At 63.0% G+C, this 16,919-nt stretch carries 22 protein-coding genes; 11 read left to right on the top strand and 11 right to left on the bottom strand.

The window, feature by feature from the left end:
* Window positions 1-65 precede the first annotated feature (65 nt).
* From ACFUCV_RS03985 to idi, 4 genes are all read left to right on the top strand, one after another.
* Window positions 66-896, top strand: coding sequence for a tryptophan-rich sensory protein (locus ACFUCV_RS03985; RefSeq protein WP_380812257.1), 831 nt, complete (start codon window positions 66-68; stop codon window positions 894-896).
* 9 nt (window positions 897-905) lie between these two features.
* On the top strand, window positions 906-1,073 hold the full coding sequence (locus tag ACFUCV_RS03980; protein ID WP_380812255.1) for a hypothetical protein: 168 nt from the start codon (window positions 906-908) through the stop codon (window positions 1,071-1,073).
* A 176-nt stretch (window positions 1,074-1,249) separates the two neighbouring features.
* Window positions 1,250-3,043, top strand: a complete 1,794-nt coding sequence (locus ACFUCV_RS03975; RefSeq protein WP_380812253.1) for a hypothetical protein — start codon at window positions 1,250-1,252, stop codon at window positions 3,041-3,043.
* A 36-nt stretch (window positions 3,044-3,079) separates the two neighbouring features.
* Window positions 3,080-3,628: an isopentenyl-diphosphate Delta-isomerase gene (gene idi, locus ACFUCV_RS03970; protein ID WP_380812251.1), complete on the top strand. Its 549-nt coding sequence runs from the start codon at window positions 3,080-3,082 to the stop codon at window positions 3,626-3,628.
* Window positions 3,629-3,631: 3 nt separating this feature from the next.
* Here the strand turns inward: idi and ACFUCV_RS03965 are convergent, their stop codons facing one another.
* Complete coding sequence (locus ACFUCV_RS03965) at window positions 3,632-4,471, bottom strand: SDR family NAD(P)-dependent oxidoreductase (protein ID WP_380812249.1); 840 nt, start codon at window positions 4,469-4,471, stop codon at window positions 3,632-3,634.
* A gap of 233 nt (window positions 4,472-4,704) precedes the next feature.
* Here ACFUCV_RS03965 and ACFUCV_RS03960 point away from each other — a divergent pair, with 233 nt between their 5' ends.
* The 5 genes from ACFUCV_RS03960 to ACFUCV_RS03940 all read left to right on the top strand — a co-directional run bounded on the left by ACFUCV_RS03960 (window position 4,705) and on the right by ACFUCV_RS03940 (window position 8,775).
* Complete coding sequence (locus ACFUCV_RS03960; RefSeq protein ID WP_380812247.1) at window positions 4,705-6,261, top strand: FAD-dependent oxidoreductase; 1,557 nt, start codon at window positions 4,705-4,707, stop codon at window positions 6,259-6,261.
* A 165-nt stretch (window positions 6,262-6,426) separates the two neighbouring features.
* Window positions 6,427-6,846 (top strand): CBS domain-containing protein, encoded by a 420-nt coding sequence (locus ACFUCV_RS03955; protein WP_380812245.1) that lies wholly within the window; start codon window positions 6,427-6,429, stop codon window positions 6,844-6,846.
* A gap of 31 nt (window positions 6,847-6,877) precedes the next feature.
* Window positions 6,878-7,297 carry a DUF6098 family protein gene (locus tag ACFUCV_RS03950; RefSeq protein WP_380812243.1) on the top strand — a complete coding sequence of 140 codons (420 nt, stop codon included), beginning with the start codon at window positions 6,878-6,880 and terminating at the stop codon, window positions 7,295-7,297.
* Between the two features lie 117 nt (window positions 7,298-7,414).
* The gene (locus ACFUCV_RS03945) at window positions 7,415-7,612 is read left to right on the top strand and encodes a stress protein (protein ID WP_380812241.1); all 198 of its coding nucleotides are present in this window, start codon (window positions 7,415-7,417) and stop codon (window positions 7,610-7,612) included.
* Window positions 7,613-7,893: 281 nt separating this feature from the next.
* Complete coding sequence (locus tag ACFUCV_RS03940; RefSeq protein ID WP_380812239.1) at window positions 7,894-8,775, top strand: manganese catalase family protein; 882 nt, start codon at window positions 7,894-7,896, stop codon at window positions 8,773-8,775.
* 99 nt (window positions 8,776-8,874) lie between these two features.
* Here the strand turns inward: ACFUCV_RS03940 and ACFUCV_RS03935 are convergent, their stop codons facing one another.
* From ACFUCV_RS03935 to ACFUCV_RS03925, 3 genes are all read right to left on the bottom strand, one after another.
* A complete protein-coding gene (locus ACFUCV_RS03935; RefSeq protein ID WP_380812237.1) occupies window positions 8,875-9,357 on the bottom strand; it encodes a DUF4383 domain-containing protein in 483 nt (160 codons plus the stop codon).
* Between the two features lie 121 nt (window positions 9,358-9,478).
* Window positions 9,479-10,180: a hypothetical protein gene (locus ACFUCV_RS03930; RefSeq protein ID WP_380812235.1), complete on the bottom strand. Its 702-nt coding sequence runs from the start codon at window positions 10,178-10,180 to the stop codon at window positions 9,479-9,481.
* 35 nt (window positions 10,181-10,215) lie between these two features.
* Window positions 10,216-10,968: a TetR/AcrR family transcriptional regulator gene (locus ACFUCV_RS03925; protein WP_380812233.1), complete on the bottom strand. Its 753-nt coding sequence runs from the start codon at window positions 10,966-10,968 to the stop codon at window positions 10,216-10,218.
* An 87-nt stretch (window positions 10,969-11,055) separates the two neighbouring features.
* On the opposite strand from ACFUCV_RS03925, the gene ACFUCV_RS03920 reads away from it, so the two are divergent.
* Window positions 11,056-12,096 carry a hypothetical protein gene (locus ACFUCV_RS03920; RefSeq protein ID WP_380812231.1) on the top strand — a complete coding sequence of 347 codons (1,041 nt, stop codon included), beginning with the start codon at window positions 11,056-11,058 and terminating at the stop codon, window positions 12,094-12,096.
* A gap of 17 nt (window positions 12,097-12,113) precedes the next feature.
* Here the strand turns inward: ACFUCV_RS03920 and ACFUCV_RS03915 are convergent, their stop codons facing one another.
* From ACFUCV_RS03915 to ACFUCV_RS03890, 6 genes are all read right to left on the bottom strand, one after another.
* Window positions 12,114-12,758, bottom strand: coding sequence for an FMN reductase (locus ACFUCV_RS03915; RefSeq protein ID WP_380812229.1), 645 nt, complete (start codon window positions 12,756-12,758; stop codon window positions 12,114-12,116).
* 66 nt (window positions 12,759-12,824) lie between these two features.
* Window positions 12,825-13,781 (bottom strand): asparaginase, encoded by a 957-nt coding sequence (locus tag ACFUCV_RS03910; protein ID WP_380812227.1) that lies wholly within the window; start codon window positions 13,779-13,781, stop codon window positions 12,825-12,827.
* Between the two features lie 204 nt (window positions 13,782-13,985).
* A complete protein-coding gene (locus ACFUCV_RS03905; RefSeq protein WP_380812225.1) occupies window positions 13,986-14,417 on the bottom strand; it encodes a protein-tyrosine phosphatase family protein in 432 nt (143 codons plus the stop codon).
* Window positions 14,418-14,446: 29 nt separating this feature from the next.
* Window positions 14,447-14,617 (bottom strand): hypothetical protein, encoded by a 171-nt coding sequence (locus ACFUCV_RS03900; RefSeq protein ID WP_380812223.1) that lies wholly within the window; start codon window positions 14,615-14,617, stop codon window positions 14,447-14,449.
* A gap of 7 nt (window positions 14,618-14,624) precedes the next feature.
* Window positions 14,625-15,524, bottom strand: coding sequence for a TIGR01777 family oxidoreductase (locus tag ACFUCV_RS03895; RefSeq protein ID WP_380812221.1), 900 nt, complete (start codon window positions 15,522-15,524; stop codon window positions 14,625-14,627).
* Window positions 15,521-16,186 (bottom strand): TetR family transcriptional regulator, encoded by a 666-nt coding sequence (locus ACFUCV_RS03890; RefSeq protein WP_380812219.1) that lies wholly within the window; start codon window positions 16,184-16,186, stop codon window positions 15,521-15,523. The genes ACFUCV_RS03895 and ACFUCV_RS03890 overlap by 4 nt, the downstream gene beginning before the upstream one ends.
* Window positions 16,187-16,275: 89 nt before the next feature.
* On the opposite strand from ACFUCV_RS03890, the gene ACFUCV_RS03885 reads away from it, so the two are divergent.
* On the top strand, window positions 16,276-16,629 hold the full coding sequence (locus tag ACFUCV_RS03885) for a DUF4193 family protein (RefSeq protein ID WP_380812217.1): 354 nt from the start codon (window positions 16,276-16,278) through the stop codon (window positions 16,627-16,629).
* Window positions 16,630-16,640: 11 nt separating this feature from the next.
* Here ACFUCV_RS03885 and ACFUCV_RS03880 read toward each other — a convergent pair whose 3' ends face one another.
* The gene (locus ACFUCV_RS03880) at window positions 16,641-16,907 is read right to left on the bottom strand and encodes a helix-turn-helix domain-containing protein (RefSeq protein WP_380812215.1); all 267 of its coding nucleotides are present in this window, start codon (window positions 16,905-16,907) and stop codon (window positions 16,641-16,643) included.
* Window positions 16,908-16,919 lie beyond the last annotated feature (12 nt).

Genomic DNA, 16,919 nt, shown 5'->3' with positions numbered 1-16,919 from the left:
GGGAGGCGTCAATGAACTCTCCGGGTCGTTGCAATTGCCCCACTATGACGTGAGGATTGTGTTGCATGAAGACCCTCAGCGAAATTGACGCCGGTAGAAAGGACCTTCAACGTGCTTTGATAGTTGCCATCAGCGCAATTATTGCCATCGTGGGTTCCTTCATTGGTTCCGGCGCGGTCATTGGCACTCCGGTTCAAGAGGCCTCCGGCGGTGCGTTGTCGGCCGAGGCCACCCTCATTGCCCCCTACGGCAGCGCCTTTTCCATCTGGTCGGTCATTTATGCAGGCCTGTTGATTTATGCCGTCTGGCAGTTCCTGCCCAAACAACGCAGCCACCTGCGTCACCGCCGGATGGGTTACCCGGCGGCCGCCTCGCTCCTTTTAAACGCCGCATGGATCCTCAGCATTCAAGTGGATCTGCTGCCGTTGAGCGTCGCCGTCATTCTTGCCCTGCTGGCCGTGCTGCTGTGGATCCTGGTGATCATGCACGACCTCCCTCCGGTCTCACGGGCGGACGGCATCATCACCGACGGTTCATTTGGCCTGTACCTGGGCTGGATCAGCGTGGCCACGCTGGCCAATGTTGCCGCCTGGACAGTGGCCGAAGGCTTTGGCGGCTTTGGCCTGGACCCGGTCTATTGGGGCATCAGCGCCATCTTGGCCGCAGTGTCCGTGGGTGTCGTCATTGCCGTGTATGGGCGGGGCCGCCTTGCGCCGGCGGTGTCATTGGTCTGGGGTATTTGCTGGATAGCCGTGGGCCGGACCATGGGCGAACCCCAGTCGACTCCCTTGGCCATTGTGGCGGTGGCGGGGGCCGTGATCATTGCGGCTGTGACGGTGGCTGCACGCCTCAAAAGCAAGGAAAAGGCCATGGCGGGCGTCACGGCAGGAAGCTAGTGTGTGTGCATGAGCGAAAATTCAAGTTATGAAGATAAAGATCTAATCAACGAGCCCGCTGCAGACGATCCCCTGGGACAAATCCATTCCAGCCTCGTCACTCCTGACATTGCCGAAATCAATGAAGACGCCGCTGAACTCCGCAGGGAAAAGGAAGCGGAGACGGATAAGTTGTAGCTCCAACACAGGGCGGTGGCGCCTCCCTTCGGACCGCGTCACCGACATGCCCACAGGCGTCCTTCGTCCTGGAACGGCCGCAGGCCCTGGCTCACTTGAACGCCGGAAACTGCAGGTCAAGCCAGGTAAGGGAAGTCAGTCGTACCGCCCAATGTGGGAAGCGGGAAGGGGACAGCATGCCTGCACAAAAAAACAGGAATCGACTCTCCCAGCCTCAAAAAGGTCCGGTTCCACAGCCCCTGGTGCATCAACTTGACGGCGCCGCCTTGGCGCGGGAGCTGATGGACCCGGCGCGCGGGCAGACAATTGTGGTGGTCTCCTACGCCGCCGGCGATCCGCTGCGCCTGGACGCCAGGGTGTTGGCCCGGCGGCTGGGAAGTGAAGCGCAGGTCTACGAGATCGCCAATGGTCCGCAGACCCGCCAGCTGGAAAATGGTCTGCCTCCCCGGCTGCACATCTTTGGTGTGGGCGCCCGGGTGTACCCGCACGGCCAGCAGTGGACCCTGCGCGTCCCGCCCCCTCATCTGGCCCGTCATAACTGGCAGCTGAACAAGATCAGCGATTCCCTGGAACTGGAAGTTCTTGCCGCCCAACATTTTTCCGCTCCCCAGGCTGTCCCAGCACCCCTTGCCACGGTGACCCAGGCGCACGTGCTGGGCTTCCCCTCCCAGGACCGCGCCCTCGTGGAACTGCTCCCCGGCGGCAGGCAAGCGCTGATCCGCAGTGAGGATCTGCTGCCCGGGGTCCCCTTGAACTGGCTGGTGCGCAAAGGTCAAAGGCTGGACGGTTTTCTGGATCCAAGGGGGCACGTCCTGAACGTGCGGGGGCTCCTTTTGCCCCAGCCCTCCCCCATCACCGTCTACCGGCAAGGTGACGTGGCCCTGGCCCGGGTCAAGTCCGTCTCCCCCACCCAGGCAATTGTGGAACTTTGGCCCGGACAGGAGGCACGCATTGGCATTGAAAGCATCTCCTCCAATGAACTTGACTCCGCCCAGGACCTATTGACCGAAGATGAGGTGGTCCGGGTCCGGGTTCTTTACGAAAGCGGAGCCGTCCGGCTGTCCATGCTGGACGTGGACGACGACGAGCCCGCGGTCCCGGCGCCGGCGCTCCTTCGTGGCGGGCCGCCGTGGCTCGATGCGGACAGGCCCTATGCCAGCTTCCTCACCGCACCACCTCCGGCAGCGCCGGCAGGGCCCGGCGTTGCCGCATGTGAGGACGGCAGCGGCGGGCCGGCAGAACCCCCGCAACCCGGGGCAAGTTCCGCCAAAAGACGCACAGCCCTGCAAAGCACCCAGATGCAGTTGGAGGCGGCACGTCATACCATTGCCGAACTGATGGCCGGGCAGAAAAGACGCGGGGCCACTGACAAACTGGCGCGTTCGCTGCAGGACCAGCTGGCCCAGGAACGGGATCGGAGCCTGCAGCTAAGCCGGGAAGTCAACGACGCCAACCACCAAATGGCCACGCTGAAAGAGGATTTGGCAAAGACCAAGGCCTCCTTGGTGAGCCTGCGGCAAAAGATGCGCTCGGCGAGCTCACGCACCGAAGAGGTGCAGGAAGTGTTGTTCACCGACCGGGGCGAACAGTTCACTTTTGAGCTCCTGCAGCTGTGGGCACGGGTGGTGCCGGCTGCGGAAAAAGCCACTGCGCCGCTGGGCAGCTTCACGGCCAGTGAACAGTTTTTGGACTCCTGGGCACGTCTGACGGGGGCGCAGCGGAACAAGACGCTGCGGGCAGTGGTGGATCTGGTGGCCGAACGGCAGGGGCCCCTGCGCAAACGGGAACCACACCTTTTACGTCAAAACGAGGGCGCCCATGCCGCCCCCACCCTGCGCGGTGAGGACGTGTGCATGCGTCTTTATGTGGAGCAGGGAACGGCGGGCGCTTTGCGGCTGCATTACTGGAAGCTGCGCTCCGGTGGGGTGGAGCTTCATGAAGTGGTGCGTCACGACGTGGTGAAACCATAGACTGGTTCTTCACGTGTACGAAGGAGCTGTGCGCCCATGGGGCAAAATATTGAGCTGGTGCGATTGTTGGATGACAACGGGGCGGAAATTGGCACTGCCAACAAGGCCGAGGTCCATACCAGCGGCACCCCCCTGCACCTTGCCTTTTCCTGCCACCTTTTTGATGCTCAGGGCCGCACGCTTCTGACCCGCCGTGCCTTGGCCAAAACGGCATGGCCGGGCGTCTGGACCAATTCCTTTTGCGGGCATCCCGCACCCGGCGAATCGTTTGAGGACGCAATCATTCGCCGGGCCGCGGTGGAGTTGAACATCACCGTCGCCAACATCAAGCCCGCATTGCCCCACTTCCGTTACCGCGCCGTTGATGCGTCCGGCATTGTTGAAAACGAGGTCTGTCCGGTGTTCACGGCCAGTTTTGAGGGGGAAGCGAAAATTTCGCCCAACCCTGATGAGGTCTCTGATTGGGCGTGGTCGGAGGTGGTGGACGTGGAGGAAGCTGTCGCAGCCGCCCCCTTCGTCTTCAGCCCCTGGCTGGTGAAGCAACTGTCCGAAGGCGTCTACACCGGCGGCTCACTGCACCCCTGAGCCTTAACGGCCGCGGGGCCGCGGGTCACAGCTGGCCACCATGGCTTCGCTGCGCTCCCAGAGTTGCCGGGCCAAATCCGTCTCCTGGGCCGTGGCACTGATCTTTGCCTGCTTCCGCTTGACGTAATACTCCCCGGGCGTCCACACCACACCGGGTTCGGTGGACGCCAGCCACACCAAAGTTTCAGCGCCCTGTGTGGGGGTGAGCATAAAACGGTTGAGCAGGCTGTACCCCATTTTCAGAATTCCCGCCGATTCGGCTGAGAAGTTGCTGCCCACCACCCCTGGATGAAACGCCGCGGCGTTGATGCCCCGGTGGCCGTGGCGCTTTTGCAGCTCCTTGGTGAACAGGATGTTGGCAAGCTTGGCGTTGCCATAGGCCGCCCGGTTGTTGTAGCCCTTTTCACTGTCCAGATCGGCCATGTCGAATTTCGCCATGAACCGGTGGGCGGCGCTGGAGGTGTTGATGATGGTCGCCTGGCTGTCCACCAAAACCTCCATGAGCAGCTCGGTGAGGAGGAAGGGCGCCAGATGGTTGACCTGAAAGGTTTTCTCATGCCCATCAACAGTCACCTCCCGGGATCCCATGATGCCGCCGGCATTGTTGGCCAGCACATCGATCCGCGGGTATTTTTCCTTCAGAGCGGCTGCGAGTTCGCGCACTTGGAGAAGTTCGGTGAAGTCGGCCAAAAAATGGTCGGCGCCGATGTCCTGCGCCACCGCCTTTGTTTTGGCTGCGGACCGGCCAACCACCACCAGCCGATTGCCCTCTTGGGCCAACGCCCGGGCCGCGCTGGCCCCAATGCCATCGCTGGCGCCGGTTATCACAATGGTGCGTGTCATGAAGTAATCCTCTGCGCTGTTCTTGGGGTGGACGGATACGACAGTGTAGCCAGTTCCGCTGTGGAGACGCTGCAACCGCAGAAATGCAGGCACCGGCGTCCTGCTGCCTTGAGGCAGACTCTTGCCATACGGCACAGAACCCGAAAAGCTGGAAGCTAAGGGGCCATCGGTGCCCCGCGGTGGGAAACTTTGCCGCGACTTTACCGCCTTGGAAGTGTTGGAGGGAAGTAGACGTGAAATCACTTTGGTTGGATACGCCTAAGCCAGTGCAAACGGATGCCTTTGAGCCCGACGGAAATTATGACGTGGTGGTGGTGGGTGCCGGCCTGACGGGCCTCACCACGGCCCTTCTGCTCAGCCGTGCAGGGTTGAGCGTTACGGTTCTGGAGGCCCGGTCAGTTGGTGCCGTCACCACGGGCAACACCACTGCAAAGCTGAGCCTGCTGCAGGGCACGGTGCTTTCGGGCATCCGCAAGCACTTCTCCCAGGAAATCGTTCAAGCCTATGTGGAGGGAAACCTGGAGGGCCAGGCTTGGTTGCTTGGCTTCCTTGAGGAACGCAATATTGCCGTGCAACGACGCGACGCCTTCACCTACACCACCTCCGATTCCGGCCTGAAGTCCCTGGAACAGGAAGCCGAGGCCGGCCGCGGGGCCGGCCTGGACATTGCCTGGATGGAAGGCAACATTGCTTTGCCCTATCCCACCCGGGCCGCGCTCCGCCTGCAGAACCAGGCCCAGTTCCATCCCCTGGAGGTTCTTCAAGCACTCAGTGAGGATCTACGCTCGCATGGCGGAAGAATCGTGGAGGGGACCCGTGTACGCGATGTATCCCTGGGCACCCCCACCGCGGTGATCACCGACCACGGCAGCAATCATGCGCAGCATGTCATTGTGGCCACAGGCATCCCCATTCTGGACCGCGGTTTGTACTTTGCCAAGATGAAGCCTTCCCGCTCCTATGCCGCAGCCTTCCGGGTTCCCCCCGCTGCCGGCAGCCTGCCACAGGGCATGTACCTTTCCATTGACCAGCCGGCACGGTCCTTGCGGACAGCCTTTTACGGTGATGAAGAACTTTTGATTGTGGGTGGCAACGGCCACCCCGTGGGCAAGGACCTTTCCGAACAAGGGAAAGTTGATGACTTGGATGCCTGGACGAAGAAAAACTTCCCTGGCGCGGAGGCAACCCATCACTGGTCCGCACAGGATTACCAATCCGCGAATATGGTGCCCTTTGTGGGCAAGCTGCCCCGGGGCGGGGGCAACATCCACGTTGCCACCGGTTACAACAAGTGGGGCATGACCAATGCAGTGGCGGCAGCGCTGACCCTGAGCGCGGAGATTCTGGGCGGCAACGTGCCTTGGGCCAAGACGCTCTCCCACCGCATCACCGGTCCCGCGGATTTGGCTTCCGGGGCAAAGATCAACGCCGAGGTTGCCGCAAAAATGACGAAGGGGTGGTTCAGTGCGCTCTTCAACGACAGCGACGGACCAACTTCCCGGGAGCAGGATTCCACCCACCACGTTCCTGCGGAGGGAGAAGGGCATATGCTGCGCCATGGGCTGCATCCGGTGGGAGTGTCCACCGTGGACGGGCGCAGCTGCAAGGTTTCCGGAGTCTGCACGCATCTGGGCGGCATCTTGTCCTGGAATGATGCCGAAAAGTCATGGGACTGCCCCCTGCACGGCTCCCGGTTCGCAGCAGATGGCAAAATCCTGGAGGGACCGGCGACCGAAGACCTTGAAATGCATGAATCTGACACCGCCGAGGCTGCCGGCACGCCCGGCTAGGCTGCCGGCAGTGCAACTTTAAGGGATCCTGACTCAAAACCCTGGACACTTTCAGGAGGTTGTACCTAACGTAAATAAGGTAAGCCCCATTGCCTGAAAGTTGCATGTGGCCTTGGTTGTGGGAACCCGCGTGTGACAGCTGGCAGAGAACCCATAGGAGGAACCATGACCACGGCACGCGACATCATGACAGGTTCTGCCGAGTGCGTTGGCGAAAACGAAACGCTGGCCGACGCCGCAAGGAAGATGCTCCAGCTCGACGTCGGCTCCCTGCCCATCTGCGGGGAAGACAAGCGGCTCAAGGGGATGGTGACTGACAGGGACATTGTCATCAAGTGCATTGCCCAGGGCCAGGATCCCAGCAGCACCCGTGCAGGGGCGCTGGGCCAAGGGAAACCGGTGACCATTGGCGCCGAAGACAGCGTTGAGGAAGCCATCAACACCATGCAGGAGCACCGCGTGCGTCGGCTTCCGGTGATCGACGGTCACGAGCTGGTGGGGATGCTCAGCCAGGCGGACATTGCCAAAAACCATCCGGAGGACCGCGTGGGCGAACTGCTCAAGTTCATTTCCATGGAGTACTGACACAGGACGGGCAGCGGAAAGGCGCAGGACAATGGAACTGCAACAGCTCACCTCAATGCAGGACCTTGAAGAGCTCATCTCTGAAGCTCCGGAGCTTTACATCAGGTACTCCGAGGGGCCCGAGGCAGATGACAGCCGTGGCAGCCTTGACACGGAAAGCCAACTGGAACTGCCAGGACTGTCGGTGAACCCCCTCGCTCCGGAATCATGGTGGTCCCGCCCGCTGACGGATTGGCTGGCCCGGCAGCTGTGCCAGTACAAGACTCTTCGGGAGAAAAATCCCGAACGCCGTGCCTGGGTGGTCAGCGGCCGTGAAGTGGCCCGCGGTCCCGACTGCGAGCCGCTGCTTACCGAGGTAAAAGTTGTTGCCAAGCTTTCAGACACCGTCCTGGAGGAAGCGGAAGCGCTTTACAAGCAGCGCTTCAACGCGGGCCGGGGACCTGAGGATTAGCAGCATTTCCCTTTACCGGCGGCCACTGTGGCAGGGTTGAAAACTTTTTGAGGCTTGGTTATTTTAGGAAATGTCAGCCCGGTACATCGGGTGGAACGATCGACAAGGAGACAATTCATGGCAGATGAAAACAACTCTGGACAGTTCGGAAACCGCAGCGACACCGAAGAACAGGCCAGCAAGGGTGGCCAGGCGAGCACCGGAAGCTTTGGCGGCGTGAACGGGGCAGACCCCGGCGCAGCCGGCAGGGAAGGCGCCGCGGCCCAGCCGCGGGAGGCCAAGGCCGAAGGCGGGCAGAACAGCCACCAAGGCTAGGCTGAACCCCATTCAAAAAACGGTGTGGAAGCCATCAGTTGATGGCTTCCACACCCTTTTTTAAAGGGTTCATTGACGGTGCCTGGTTCGCCGGCCGCCCGCCGTGAAATGCACGGGCGGGCAGAAAACTCAACTTCAGCCCTTGCGGGCCACAGGGGCGGCTGATTGACTGGGCTTTACCGTCCGGAAGCAGCCCGGACACCACCTGCTAGAACCAAACGCACATCCATAAGCAGCCAAAGCACCCCTGCGGTACCGCGGCCAGGAAGTCGAGGAAAAGCATGTTTTTGCACAAGCAAGCCCTGCAGTACACGGCCAAGCCGGAGAAGCCGGATGCCGTCTATGCAAGAAAACTCCAGGAAGTCATTGGCGGCCAATACGGTGAAATCACCGTGGCAATGCAGTACAGCTTCCAGGCATGGAACGCCCACATTCCCGGCAAGTACAGGGATCTGTTGTTCGGAACGGCCGCGGAGGAATTCGGCCACGTGGAAATGCTCGCCACCATGGTGGCGCAGCTGCTTGAAAAGGCCCCCCTGGGAATCACTGAGAAGGCCATTCAAAATGATCCTGCAGTTGCCGCCGTCATTGGCGGCACCGACGTGCAGGATGCCATTGTTGCCGGCGCCGGGGCCCGTCCAGTGGACAGCAACGGCAACCCGTGGACTGCCGGATACGTCACCGCCAGCGGCAACTTGTTGGCCGACTTCACCTCCAACATCAACGCCGAAATGCAGGGCCGGATCCAAGTGGCCCGGCTGTACCACATGACCGATGACCCGGGAGTGCGGGATTTGTTGTCCTTCCTGCTGGCACGTGACACCATGCACCAGAACCAGTGGGTCGCAGCCGCCAAGGAACTGCAGGCCGAAGGCATTGAATCATTGCCGGCGCCGAGCAACTTTCCGATCAAAAAGGAACACCGCGACGCCTCCTACCAGTACATCAACTTTTCCGACGGGAAGGCCGCGGCGGAGGGTTCATGGGCCAAGGGCGACAGCCCTGACGGCTTGGGTCAGTTCACCTACATTGACACTCCGCCGGAAGGGGTTCCCATGCCTCCGCCAACACATCCGGATGCGCGGTTCTTTGGAACCACGGAACTTCCCAATGTGATGGAGAAAATGGCCGGCACCGTCCAAGACAAACTCCATCGCGAGTAGCTTGTTGGCCGTTCTGAACATAAAGATGCCGGTGGGGGCCGCTGCGGCCCCCACCGGCATCTTTATGTCCGGTCCGGCCATGCTTGGCCAGAAGGCCTTTCAGCGGCGGGTGGTGGTGTTTGCGGCGCCTGTCCGATCACGGGTCAGCAACAGGGCCAAGGCAATCATGCCCACACCCAGCACCAGGTGTAGCCAGTTGTCGGCGCCGTTTACGGGGACAAAGTTGGCGCTGCTGTCATGGTCAATCAGCAGGCCGTAAATCCACAGCACCAAATAAACCACCCCGCCCCACAGCAGGTAGTTTTTGGCACCCGGGCGCGTCTTGGCCATCGCAATGCCGGCAACGCCAAAGAGCAGGTGCACAATATTATGCAAAATGGATACTTGGAAGACGCCCAGCAGGAGGGCCTCAGAATGGTGGCTTGCAAAGGAGAGTTGATCGTAATTGGAAGTGATCCCGGGAACGAATCCTAGGATTCCCACCAAGAGGAAAACCACGCCCACGGCCAGTGCGGCCTTTTGGACGTTGCTTCGCTCCACTCCGTTGCGCGCGGTGTTCGTATGAGCTGTATTTCCAGTCATGGCCTCGCCCTTTCCGAAGATCAAAACCACAGCAAGGTGCTGCTGTCTCTTATAATGCCCCTTCCCCCGTGCGGAGGGAATACCCTCTGCACGCATGCATCCGCTTTGTTGGAAATCCCGCTCAGGAGGTTTTGTCGATCATGCGGGCAACCTTTTGTTCCAAGGCCGCAATGGTGACGTCGGGCAGGACGATCAAGCCATCCAACTCCCGGCGGGCACGCTTGTAGGCCGTTTGCCGCTCGGCCGGACTGGCTGCGTCGTCCTGGGCTATTTTAACCAATTTCCGGGCAGTGCCCAGGCGCTGCCGTTCCGGGGCGCTGTAGGCGGAATCCTTGATCCGGTGAGCTTCCCTCTCCGCAACGTCAAAGGCAACGACGAAGGCATTGACGGCATTGCGGTAGTCATCCCAGCGGCTTTTCGCCATTTCTTCGCCGGCATCGAGCGGGCGGAGGGCATCGGCGTCGCGCTTGGACCGCAGAAAGGCCACCGTCAAGGGCTCCCTGACATCGCTCATCATGGGGAAATCAATCAACTTTGCCACATCGAGTTCATAGGCAAGCCAGCGCCTGTTCAGCCCGTCATGTTCGGACATGACCCGTTCCACGTCGGCAGTGGAGTGGCCGTTTCCAGAAGGGCCGACGCCGGGACGGGGTTCCGCATCCCCCTGGCCGGCAAGTTCGGGGTGCTGGAGCTTGTAGAGCTCAATCTTGCGTTGGTGGGTGCGCTCACGTGCGGACGTCAACGCCTGAAAGCCCCCGGCCGCCATGCCTCCAAGGGGAAACAGCAGCCACCAATACGCCGCGAAAAGTTCGGGAAAGGACATGACCCCATAGTGCCACCTTCACTGCCGCTTGGCACTTACATTGCAGGATTTGCCAGCGCCCGGATTCCGTTGGCGGCGTTGCACATCAATTCAAGCGCCACCTCAATGATGGGGCCCGTGTTGGCGGTGGTGCCGCCCAGCAGGGCATCCAGCAACATGTTGTTAATGGCGCCGACGGAGGACACTGCGGTAAGCCGGGCGAATTCCATCGAGCGGGCCAAGGGACCGGGGCCCGCGTCCATGCCCTGCTGCGCCTGCGCCTGCTCGGGGTCAATGCCGCCGAGCCGCAGCAGCTGCACCATTGATTCGGCGGCGAAAGCCCGCAGCGACGCATGCCGCATGGCTTCCAGTTCCGCGGTGACCCCGACAATCTCCACCAGTATTATTTGGGCGTGGCGGGGATCGTTGAGCATGAAGCTGGCCACCGCGGTGATCCCGGCATGGATCGCATCGCGCGGAGCCTTGCCGGGCACCCGCATGACTGCCAGGAAATTCACCATGAGCTGGCCGGTAAGCTGTGCATACAGAACCGTCAGCAATTCCTCCCGGGATCTGAAGGACTCGTAAAAGTACCGTTCGCTCACCCCGGCATGTTGGCACAGTTCCTTGATCTTGACGTGCGCGAAACCGCGGGTTCCAAAAAGTTCCAGCCCTGCGGCCAGCAGGCGCCCGCGCCGGGCCAAAACCCGCTCTGAAGGAACCTGCCCGGAGTAGATCCGTCCGGCGGCAGCTTCCGCGGGCCCAGCAGGACCCCCGCGTGCCCCACTTCTTGGTGTTGGCGTGCTCACAGCCCCATCCTACGCCACCATACCGGTCAGTAACGTTTGTTTGGCTGCTGACTTTGAGACTACACATGACACAATAAATACGATCCCATGAGAACTGATCCCAGCACTGAGCCCGCCGGCACGGAACCACAGACCCCCGCCGCAAAGCACGCACGGCAAATTCCGGACATGCCGCGCAGGTGGCTCCTGGCCTCCCTGGGGACCGCCGCCGTGACCACTGCCTTTGAAGCCAACATTGCCTTCGACGCCCGGCTCACCGAGCAAAGCAAGTACCGCATCACCACCCCTGACAATGCGGAGAACCAGACGGCGGCGCAGCGTTTCCCCGGCAGGACCTGGTATCTGCTGGGCGGCTTCCGGGTCAGTTACCGGGACGCGGGGCGGAAACTGGCAGCACTGCAGGCGGCCATGAACCAGCGCGCACCGGCGTCGTACATTGGCTACTCCAACGACGGCATTGACGTGGCCCAGCTTTTCATTGCCATTCAGCGCGACATCCACAGCCGCAAAATTGACACCGTGTACTTTTACGGGGACAGCTTTGGCGGCATGGCCGCCACCGTGCTGGCCTCCCTGCTGGCGAAGATCAATGTCACCGTCAAGGTCATTGTGATGGGATCGAGTCCCAGCAATGTGGCGGACACCCTGGACCCGGGCAAGGAGTACATTTCCCTGGCGGGCCGCGTGGTGCCTTATCTGGGCATTGTGGGCCGCATTGGCGCCGGCCTGTGGGGTGGATTGGCCAACCCCAATGGGCAGGGCATGTACCAGGCGGTGCGCGGCGGGGTGCAGCGGTCCTTCAGCCCGGAGAGCAATTCGTTGATTCTAAGCACCACCCAGGCCACGTTCCTGCAGGCCTTCCCGCAGCAGTACGACGGCGGCCTGCCGGTCACCACCGGGATCGGGCTCATCTACGACCCCGAGGATTTCATTGTCAGCGCCGACAGGGCCGTCCGCGGTTGGGAGGCGCTTTTGCCGCGCAATCCACGCTTTTTGTACTCAGTCCCCAACACCGGGCACGCCAGCCCGGAAATCCACCCGGAGATCTACCGCACCGCCTTGGCTGTGGTCCTCACCGAACTGGACCCGCCGCCGCTGACCACCAAACCGGTGCAGCCCATCTTCTAGGACTGGCCGCCTGCGGCTCAGCGGCGCCGGGTCTGCGCGAGCAGTTCCTCAAAGGGCAGGGACGTCATCTCCCGTGCCAGGCGTTCGGCCCGCTTTTGGTGGTGGCCGGGCGCCCCTGCGGTTCCTGCACCCAGGTGGCCGGCGAGTTCCGCGGCGCCCTGGGCAATGCGGCGCTCGAGCGTGTTCTCCCCGGAACCGCCCCAGTCCTGGGGAGAGGCGTAAACGGCTGTGGGCATGGTCAGCGCCCGCAGGTAGCTGAAGAGCGGCCGGATGGCCATGTCCAGCACCAGCGAGTGCCGGGAGGAACCGCCCGTGGCACCAAAGAGCACCGGCATGCCGTCCAACAGCTTTGGCTCCAAAACGTCAAAGAAGGACTTGAACAAACCCGAATAGGAGGCGCTGAAGGTGGGGGTGACGGCAATCATGGCATCGGCTGCCTCCACCTGGCTGATCGCCTGGGCCAATTCGGGACCGGCGTAGCCGCTGACCATGGTGTTGGCAATGCCGGTGGCATGGTCGCGCAGATCCACCACATCCAGTGTCACCTCAACGCCTTGGCCGGCAAGGGCAGCCTGCACCTGGGCGGACATTTGATCCGCCAGCATGCGCGTGGAGGACGGAACGCCCAGCCCTGCGGAAATGACTACTACCCTGCGCTGCATCTTTGACTCCTTAGTTCATGCGTTTGCATCTACTTGGATCAACTGCGCCGGGTGCCGCGTTATTCCCTACTCCACGCCCCGCAGCTCACCCACGGGCAGTCCGCCACCGAACACCTGCAGCGCGGTGAAGGGCGCCATCAGCTGTGCCTCCACGCCCAGGGCACGCAGCGCCGGAACCGCAGCGGGCATGCGCGCCCTGTCGCCGCCGTCGGAAACCTTCAGGGCCACCGCTGAACCATTGGGCAGGGCAATGAGCTGAATTCCCTCAAAACCGTCCTTGGCCAGCAGGCCCGGCACCGCCTGCATCAGGGCGGTGACGTCACGGCCGGCTCCGGCCACCAGCTGCGGGTGGGCGCGCATGGCATCGGCCACGCGGCGTTCAGGGCTGCCGGGTGCTGCGCGGACCAGGCGCGCGAAGGCCCGCGCCATGCCTGTCAGGGACAGCGCGAAGACCTCGGTGCCGCAGCCGTCGGTGCTCACGGTGGTGATGGCCTCACCCGTCAGCTCGGCCACGGTGGCGCGGATTAAAGCCGCCAAGGGGTGACCGGGAGCCAGGTAGTCCTGTGTTGGCCACCCGTTGTGCACGCAGGTGGCCAGCAAGGCGGCGTGTTTGCCGGAACAGTTTTGCGCCAGCTGCGTGGGGCCCTTTCCAGCACGGAGCCAGGCACTGCGTTCGGCCGTGCCGTAGGGCAGATCGAAGGAGTTCCCCAGGTCCTGCGGCGTCAGCCCCGCCCCTGTTAAGATGCCGGCGGCAACGTCCTGATGCTCCGCCGCACCCGAATGGCTGGCCGCGGCCAGGGCCAACTGCTGTTCAGTCAGCTCCACCCCTGCACGCAGCATGGCCACTGCCATCAACGGCTTCAAGGCGGAACGGGGGTACACTCCGGCGGTGGGCTCCCCGCGCGCAAGGAGGGTGCCGCCGTCGGGCGCCAGGGCAATAAGCGAGCCGTAATGCACGCTCTCCACCAGCTCCCCGCGGGTCTGGACGGCAAGGGGCGCATGGGCGGGGATGAAGTCATTCACGCCAAGCCACCTTACGCGCATTTGCCCGGAAGCGTCACGCAGCCGCCGGAGCCGGGCCCTGCTTTTGCCCACCGGCAGTTGGATTTACGCCACGATGCGAAGTTGGGGGCGGGCAGTTGAACCGGACCTTTGGCGCGGCTGCCCGTCAGCCCGGGGCAACACATGCCGGCAGCAATGCAGCATGCACCGGCGGCACGCGTGGATTTACAGCATTCGAGCGGCATCCAGCACCCACCGCCGCTGGCCGCGGGTCTCGATGGCGCGCCGGTGGTAGCTTCTTCGCACCCACGCTGCGGCGTCGCTGGCGGGAAGACCGGCCATGACCGCCATCAGGGCCAGGGCTGTCCCGGTCCTCCCCACACCGCTGCCACAGGCAATTTCCACGCGTTCCTCCAGTGATCTGGCAAATGCCTCCTGCAGGGCATCAAGGGCGGCCGGGGTGGAGGCAGGGATGCTGAAATCCCGCCACTTCACCCACTGGCTGTCCCATGGCCTGGCGCCTGGATCACGACCCAGCAGGTAAACGGCAAAATCAGGGTCCGGCAGTGAGCCGCGGGATTGACGCACACCCGTCCCGCGCACTTGCCGCCCGTCGGGGAGCATGACTACACCGCGTTGGCCTGTCCACGTGTTCATGGCTTCACGGTACGTCAAACATCCCAGTGTCAGGAGATTCCAGCAACGGCCACACCGGGGTCGGGGTGCGGATCCTGACCGGGCTGCGCCGGCTCAAAAAGGGTGGCCGGGGTCAAGGTCAGGAACTGCTCCAGTTTTTGGGCAGCGGCCGGGTCTTGGCAGTCCACCCAGGGAGCGTTGGACTTGATGGGGTGTTTCATAGTTGGTTTATCCTTCACCGCTGCTTTGGCCGGCAATGTCCGCGAGCGCGGCGCCGAGCGTGGGGAAGGTCCAGTGGAAACCGGCGTTTTCGAGCTTCCCGGCGCGGACCCAGCGGCTTTTCAGCACCAGCTCGGTTTCCGTGCGGATCAGCACGGCGCCAAGGCGCAGCAGCCATGCCGGGGTGGGCAGTCCCAGCGGCGCCCTGTTGGCGGCGCGCACCGCGGCCATGAGCTGGGCGTTGCTGACCACCTGGGGCGCCGCCACATTGACCGGGCCTGTGATGTTCTTGTTTTCGTGGAGGAACAGGATGGCCCGGAAAACGTCAAGGACGTGGACCCAGCTGAATTTTTGTCCGCCGTCCCCCATCCGGCCGCCAAGTCCCAACCGGGCCAAATTGTTGAAGGGTCGCATGACTCCACCGCCGGAGCCCAGGACAATGGTGATGCGCAAGGGGATTTTGCGTGTTCCGCCGGTGGGCGCCGCGGCCAGCGTCCGCTCCCATTGCTGCGCCACCTGGACGGAAAAGCCGGAGCCCGGTTCGCCGTCGTCCTCCCCCTGCGGCCGGTCCCGCGCATCCCGGTAGATGGTCCCGGTGCTGGCATTGAACCAGTCCGCCGGCGGGTGGGCACAGTGGGCCAGGGCGCGGCCCAGCTCGGCGGTGGTTTCGAGCCGGGAGCGGAAAATTTCGGCCCGGTTCGCCGGAGTGTAACGGCAGGAGACGGATTTTCCCGCCAAGTTCAACAGCAGATCCGACCCCTCCAGCAGCTGCGTGATGGCGGCGGTGTCTCCCCAGACCGCGTGGCCCGTGCGGCCCACTGTTTTCACGGTCCACCCGGCAGCTGCGAACTCCCGGGAAAAGTGCGCGCCCAGGAAGCCCGAGGCTCCGGCAATGACCACCGTCTTCATGCACGCACCCGCTCCCGCAGCGCCAGGGCCTCAACCACCAGCGGCTTGACCGCCGGCAACCGGGCAAAACCCACCATTTTGGCCACCAGCGGCGCTGCCCCGGCAATGAGCGTGCGGGTCCGGCGCTGCCCGTCCGAGCTGTCATACACCCAAAACAGCACCACGCCCATGTACCCCAGCCAGAGCAGTTCCGGCAGCTGTGCACGCAGGTATGGCGGCACCCTGGAGCCCTCCAGCACCTCCTGAAAAAGCTCGACGGCGTCCCTTCGCGCCTGCCGCGAGGGCCCGGCAAAGGGGTTCACCGCCGAGCCCGGCGGCAGCGCGCTGCCCAGGAAGGCACCGCCAAAGCGGTGGTAGGGAGTCAGGGCGTCCACCCCGGCATTGAGCGCCGCCTGCAGCCGCTCCCCCAGCCCGGTCAGACCTGACAAGGCCTCGCTTGCAGCCACCCGCTGCTCCTTCACCGATTCACGGTACAGCTCCAGCACCAGTTCATCCTTGGAGGCGAAGTAATGGTAGGCACTGCCGAGGGCCACGCCGGCTTCCGCGGCTATGGCGCGCATGGTGGTCTTGGCGTAGCCGTGGCTGCGGAACATGGAAAGCGCGGTGTCCAGAACCAGGGCCCGGGTTTGGGCCCCCTTGCCGGACAACTCGGTGTCGTTCATGGGCACTCCCTATTGTTGAACGTGTTCAACTGTCAGCATGCCATGGATGGTCGAACACGTTCAACTATGTCGGAAGAGGCTTTTCGGGCTTGTCCACCGGCGCAGGGCACGGACCTGCCCGGAGCCGACCTCTCCAACAAGGTACGGACCTGCCCGGAGCCGACCTCTCCAACAAGGTATTGATCATCCAGCTCATTCCGGCCCGGGAAGACGAGTTCAGCTGCGGTTCCTGCTTCCGGGTCCGCCACCGCACTCAGGTGGCGTGTGAGAAACAACGTGCAGGAAACATGAAACTAAGAATTCCAGTGGTCTTGGCCTGGGCGCAGCTCAAAGCAATTCCCCGGTGCCGGCCAGCTCCGGATCCTGCAACCGGGCCCGATTCCCTGCAGCTTCCCCGGCAGGGCCCTCCGCCCGAAGGGACAGGGCGGCATTTGCCCGCCTGAAGCCCCAGCGCCTAGGAGGCCAGGGCGGCCGGGGACGCCTCGTCGTTGAACGTGCTGAAGGCATCCATGGACAGGCCAAGCTCTGCGCAAATCCGGGCAATGGTGAAGAATTCCGGCGACGGGCTGCGGCCGGTTTCAATTTTTCGCAAGGTTTCCACCGAGATCCCGGCACCAAGGGCCACCTCCACCATGGTGCGTTGGCCGCGCGCCAGGCGCAGGGCGGCACCGAGGTCTTTGCCCCGCCTCACTTCTTCCGCCGTCAGCGGCACGCGTACCATGGCAACCATGCT

This window comes from Specibacter sp. NPDC057265 (assembly GCF_042668835.1).
Taxonomy (GTDB): Bacteria; Actinomycetota; Actinomycetes; order Actinomycetales; family Micrococcaceae; genus Specibacter.
Note: the sequence above shows the minus strand (reverse complement) of the source record. Positions and strands in the feature narration are given on the sequence as shown.

What these genes read in the sequence shown, in the direction of transcription:
- ACFUCV_RS03940 (WP_380812239.1), top strand. Translation starts at nt 7,894, where the DNA reads ATGTTTTTGCACAAGCAAGCCCTGCAGTACACGGCCAAGCCGGAGAAG.
- ACFUCV_RS03935 (WP_380812237.1), bottom strand. Translation starts at nt 9,357, where the DNA reads ATGACTGGAAATACAGCTCATACGAACACCGCGCGCAACGGAGTGGAG.
- ACFUCV_RS03975 (WP_380812253.1), top strand. Translation starts at nt 1,250, where the DNA reads ATGCCTGCACAAAAAAACAGGAATCGACTCTCCCAGCCTCAAAAAGGT.
- ACFUCV_RS03980 (WP_380812255.1), top strand. Translation starts at nt 906, where the DNA reads ATGAGCGAAAATTCAAGTTATGAAGATAAAGATCTAATCAACGAGCCC.
- idi (WP_380812251.1), top strand. Translation starts at nt 3,080, where the DNA reads ATGGGGCAAAATATTGAGCTGGTGCGATTGTTGGATGACAACGGGGCG.
- ACFUCV_RS03955 (WP_380812245.1), top strand. Translation starts at nt 6,427, where the DNA reads ATGACCACGGCACGCGACATCATGACAGGTTCTGCCGAGTGCGTTGGC.
- ACFUCV_RS03915 (WP_380812229.1), bottom strand. Translation starts at nt 12,758, where the DNA reads ATGCAGCGCAGGGTAGTAGTCATTTCCGCAGGGCTGGGCGTTCCGTCC.
- ACFUCV_RS03905 (WP_380812225.1), bottom strand. Translation starts at nt 14,417, where the DNA reads ATGAACACGTGGACAGGCCAACGCGGTGTAGTCATGCTCCCCGACGGG.
- ACFUCV_RS03965 (WP_380812249.1), bottom strand. Translation starts at nt 4,471, where the DNA reads ATGACACGCACCATTGTGATAACCGGCGCCAGCGATGGCATTGGGGCC.
- ACFUCV_RS03920 (WP_380812231.1), top strand. Translation starts at nt 11,056, where the DNA reads ATGAGAACTGATCCCAGCACTGAGCCCGCCGGCACGGAACCACAGACC.
- ACFUCV_RS03930 (WP_380812235.1), bottom strand. Translation starts at nt 10,180, where the DNA reads ATGTCCTTTCCCGAACTTTTCGCGGCGTATTGGTGGCTGCTGTTTCCC.
- ACFUCV_RS03900 (WP_380812223.1), bottom strand. Translation starts at nt 14,617, where the DNA reads ATGAAACACCCCATCAAGTCCAACGCTCCCTGGGTGGACTGCCAAGAC.
- ACFUCV_RS03985 (WP_380812257.1), top strand. Translation starts at nt 66, where the DNA reads ATGAAGACCCTCAGCGAAATTGACGCCGGTAGAAAGGACCTTCAACGT.
- ACFUCV_RS03890 (WP_380812219.1), bottom strand. Translation starts at nt 16,186, where the DNA reads ATGAACGACACCGAGTTGTCCGGCAAGGGGGCCCAAACCCGGGCCCTG.
- ACFUCV_RS03945 (WP_380812241.1), top strand. Translation starts at nt 7,415, where the DNA reads ATGGCAGATGAAAACAACTCTGGACAGTTCGGAAACCGCAGCGACACC.
- ACFUCV_RS03895 (WP_380812221.1), bottom strand. Translation starts at nt 15,524, where the DNA reads ATGAAGACGGTGGTCATTGCCGGAGCCTCGGGCTTCCTGGGCGCGCAC.
- ACFUCV_RS03950 (WP_380812243.1), top strand. Translation starts at nt 6,878, where the DNA reads ATGGAACTGCAACAGCTCACCTCAATGCAGGACCTTGAAGAGCTCATC.
- ACFUCV_RS03880 (WP_380812215.1), bottom strand. Translation starts at nt 16,907, where the DNA reads ATGGTACGCGTGCCGCTGACGGCGGAAGAAGTGAGGCGGGGCAAAGAC.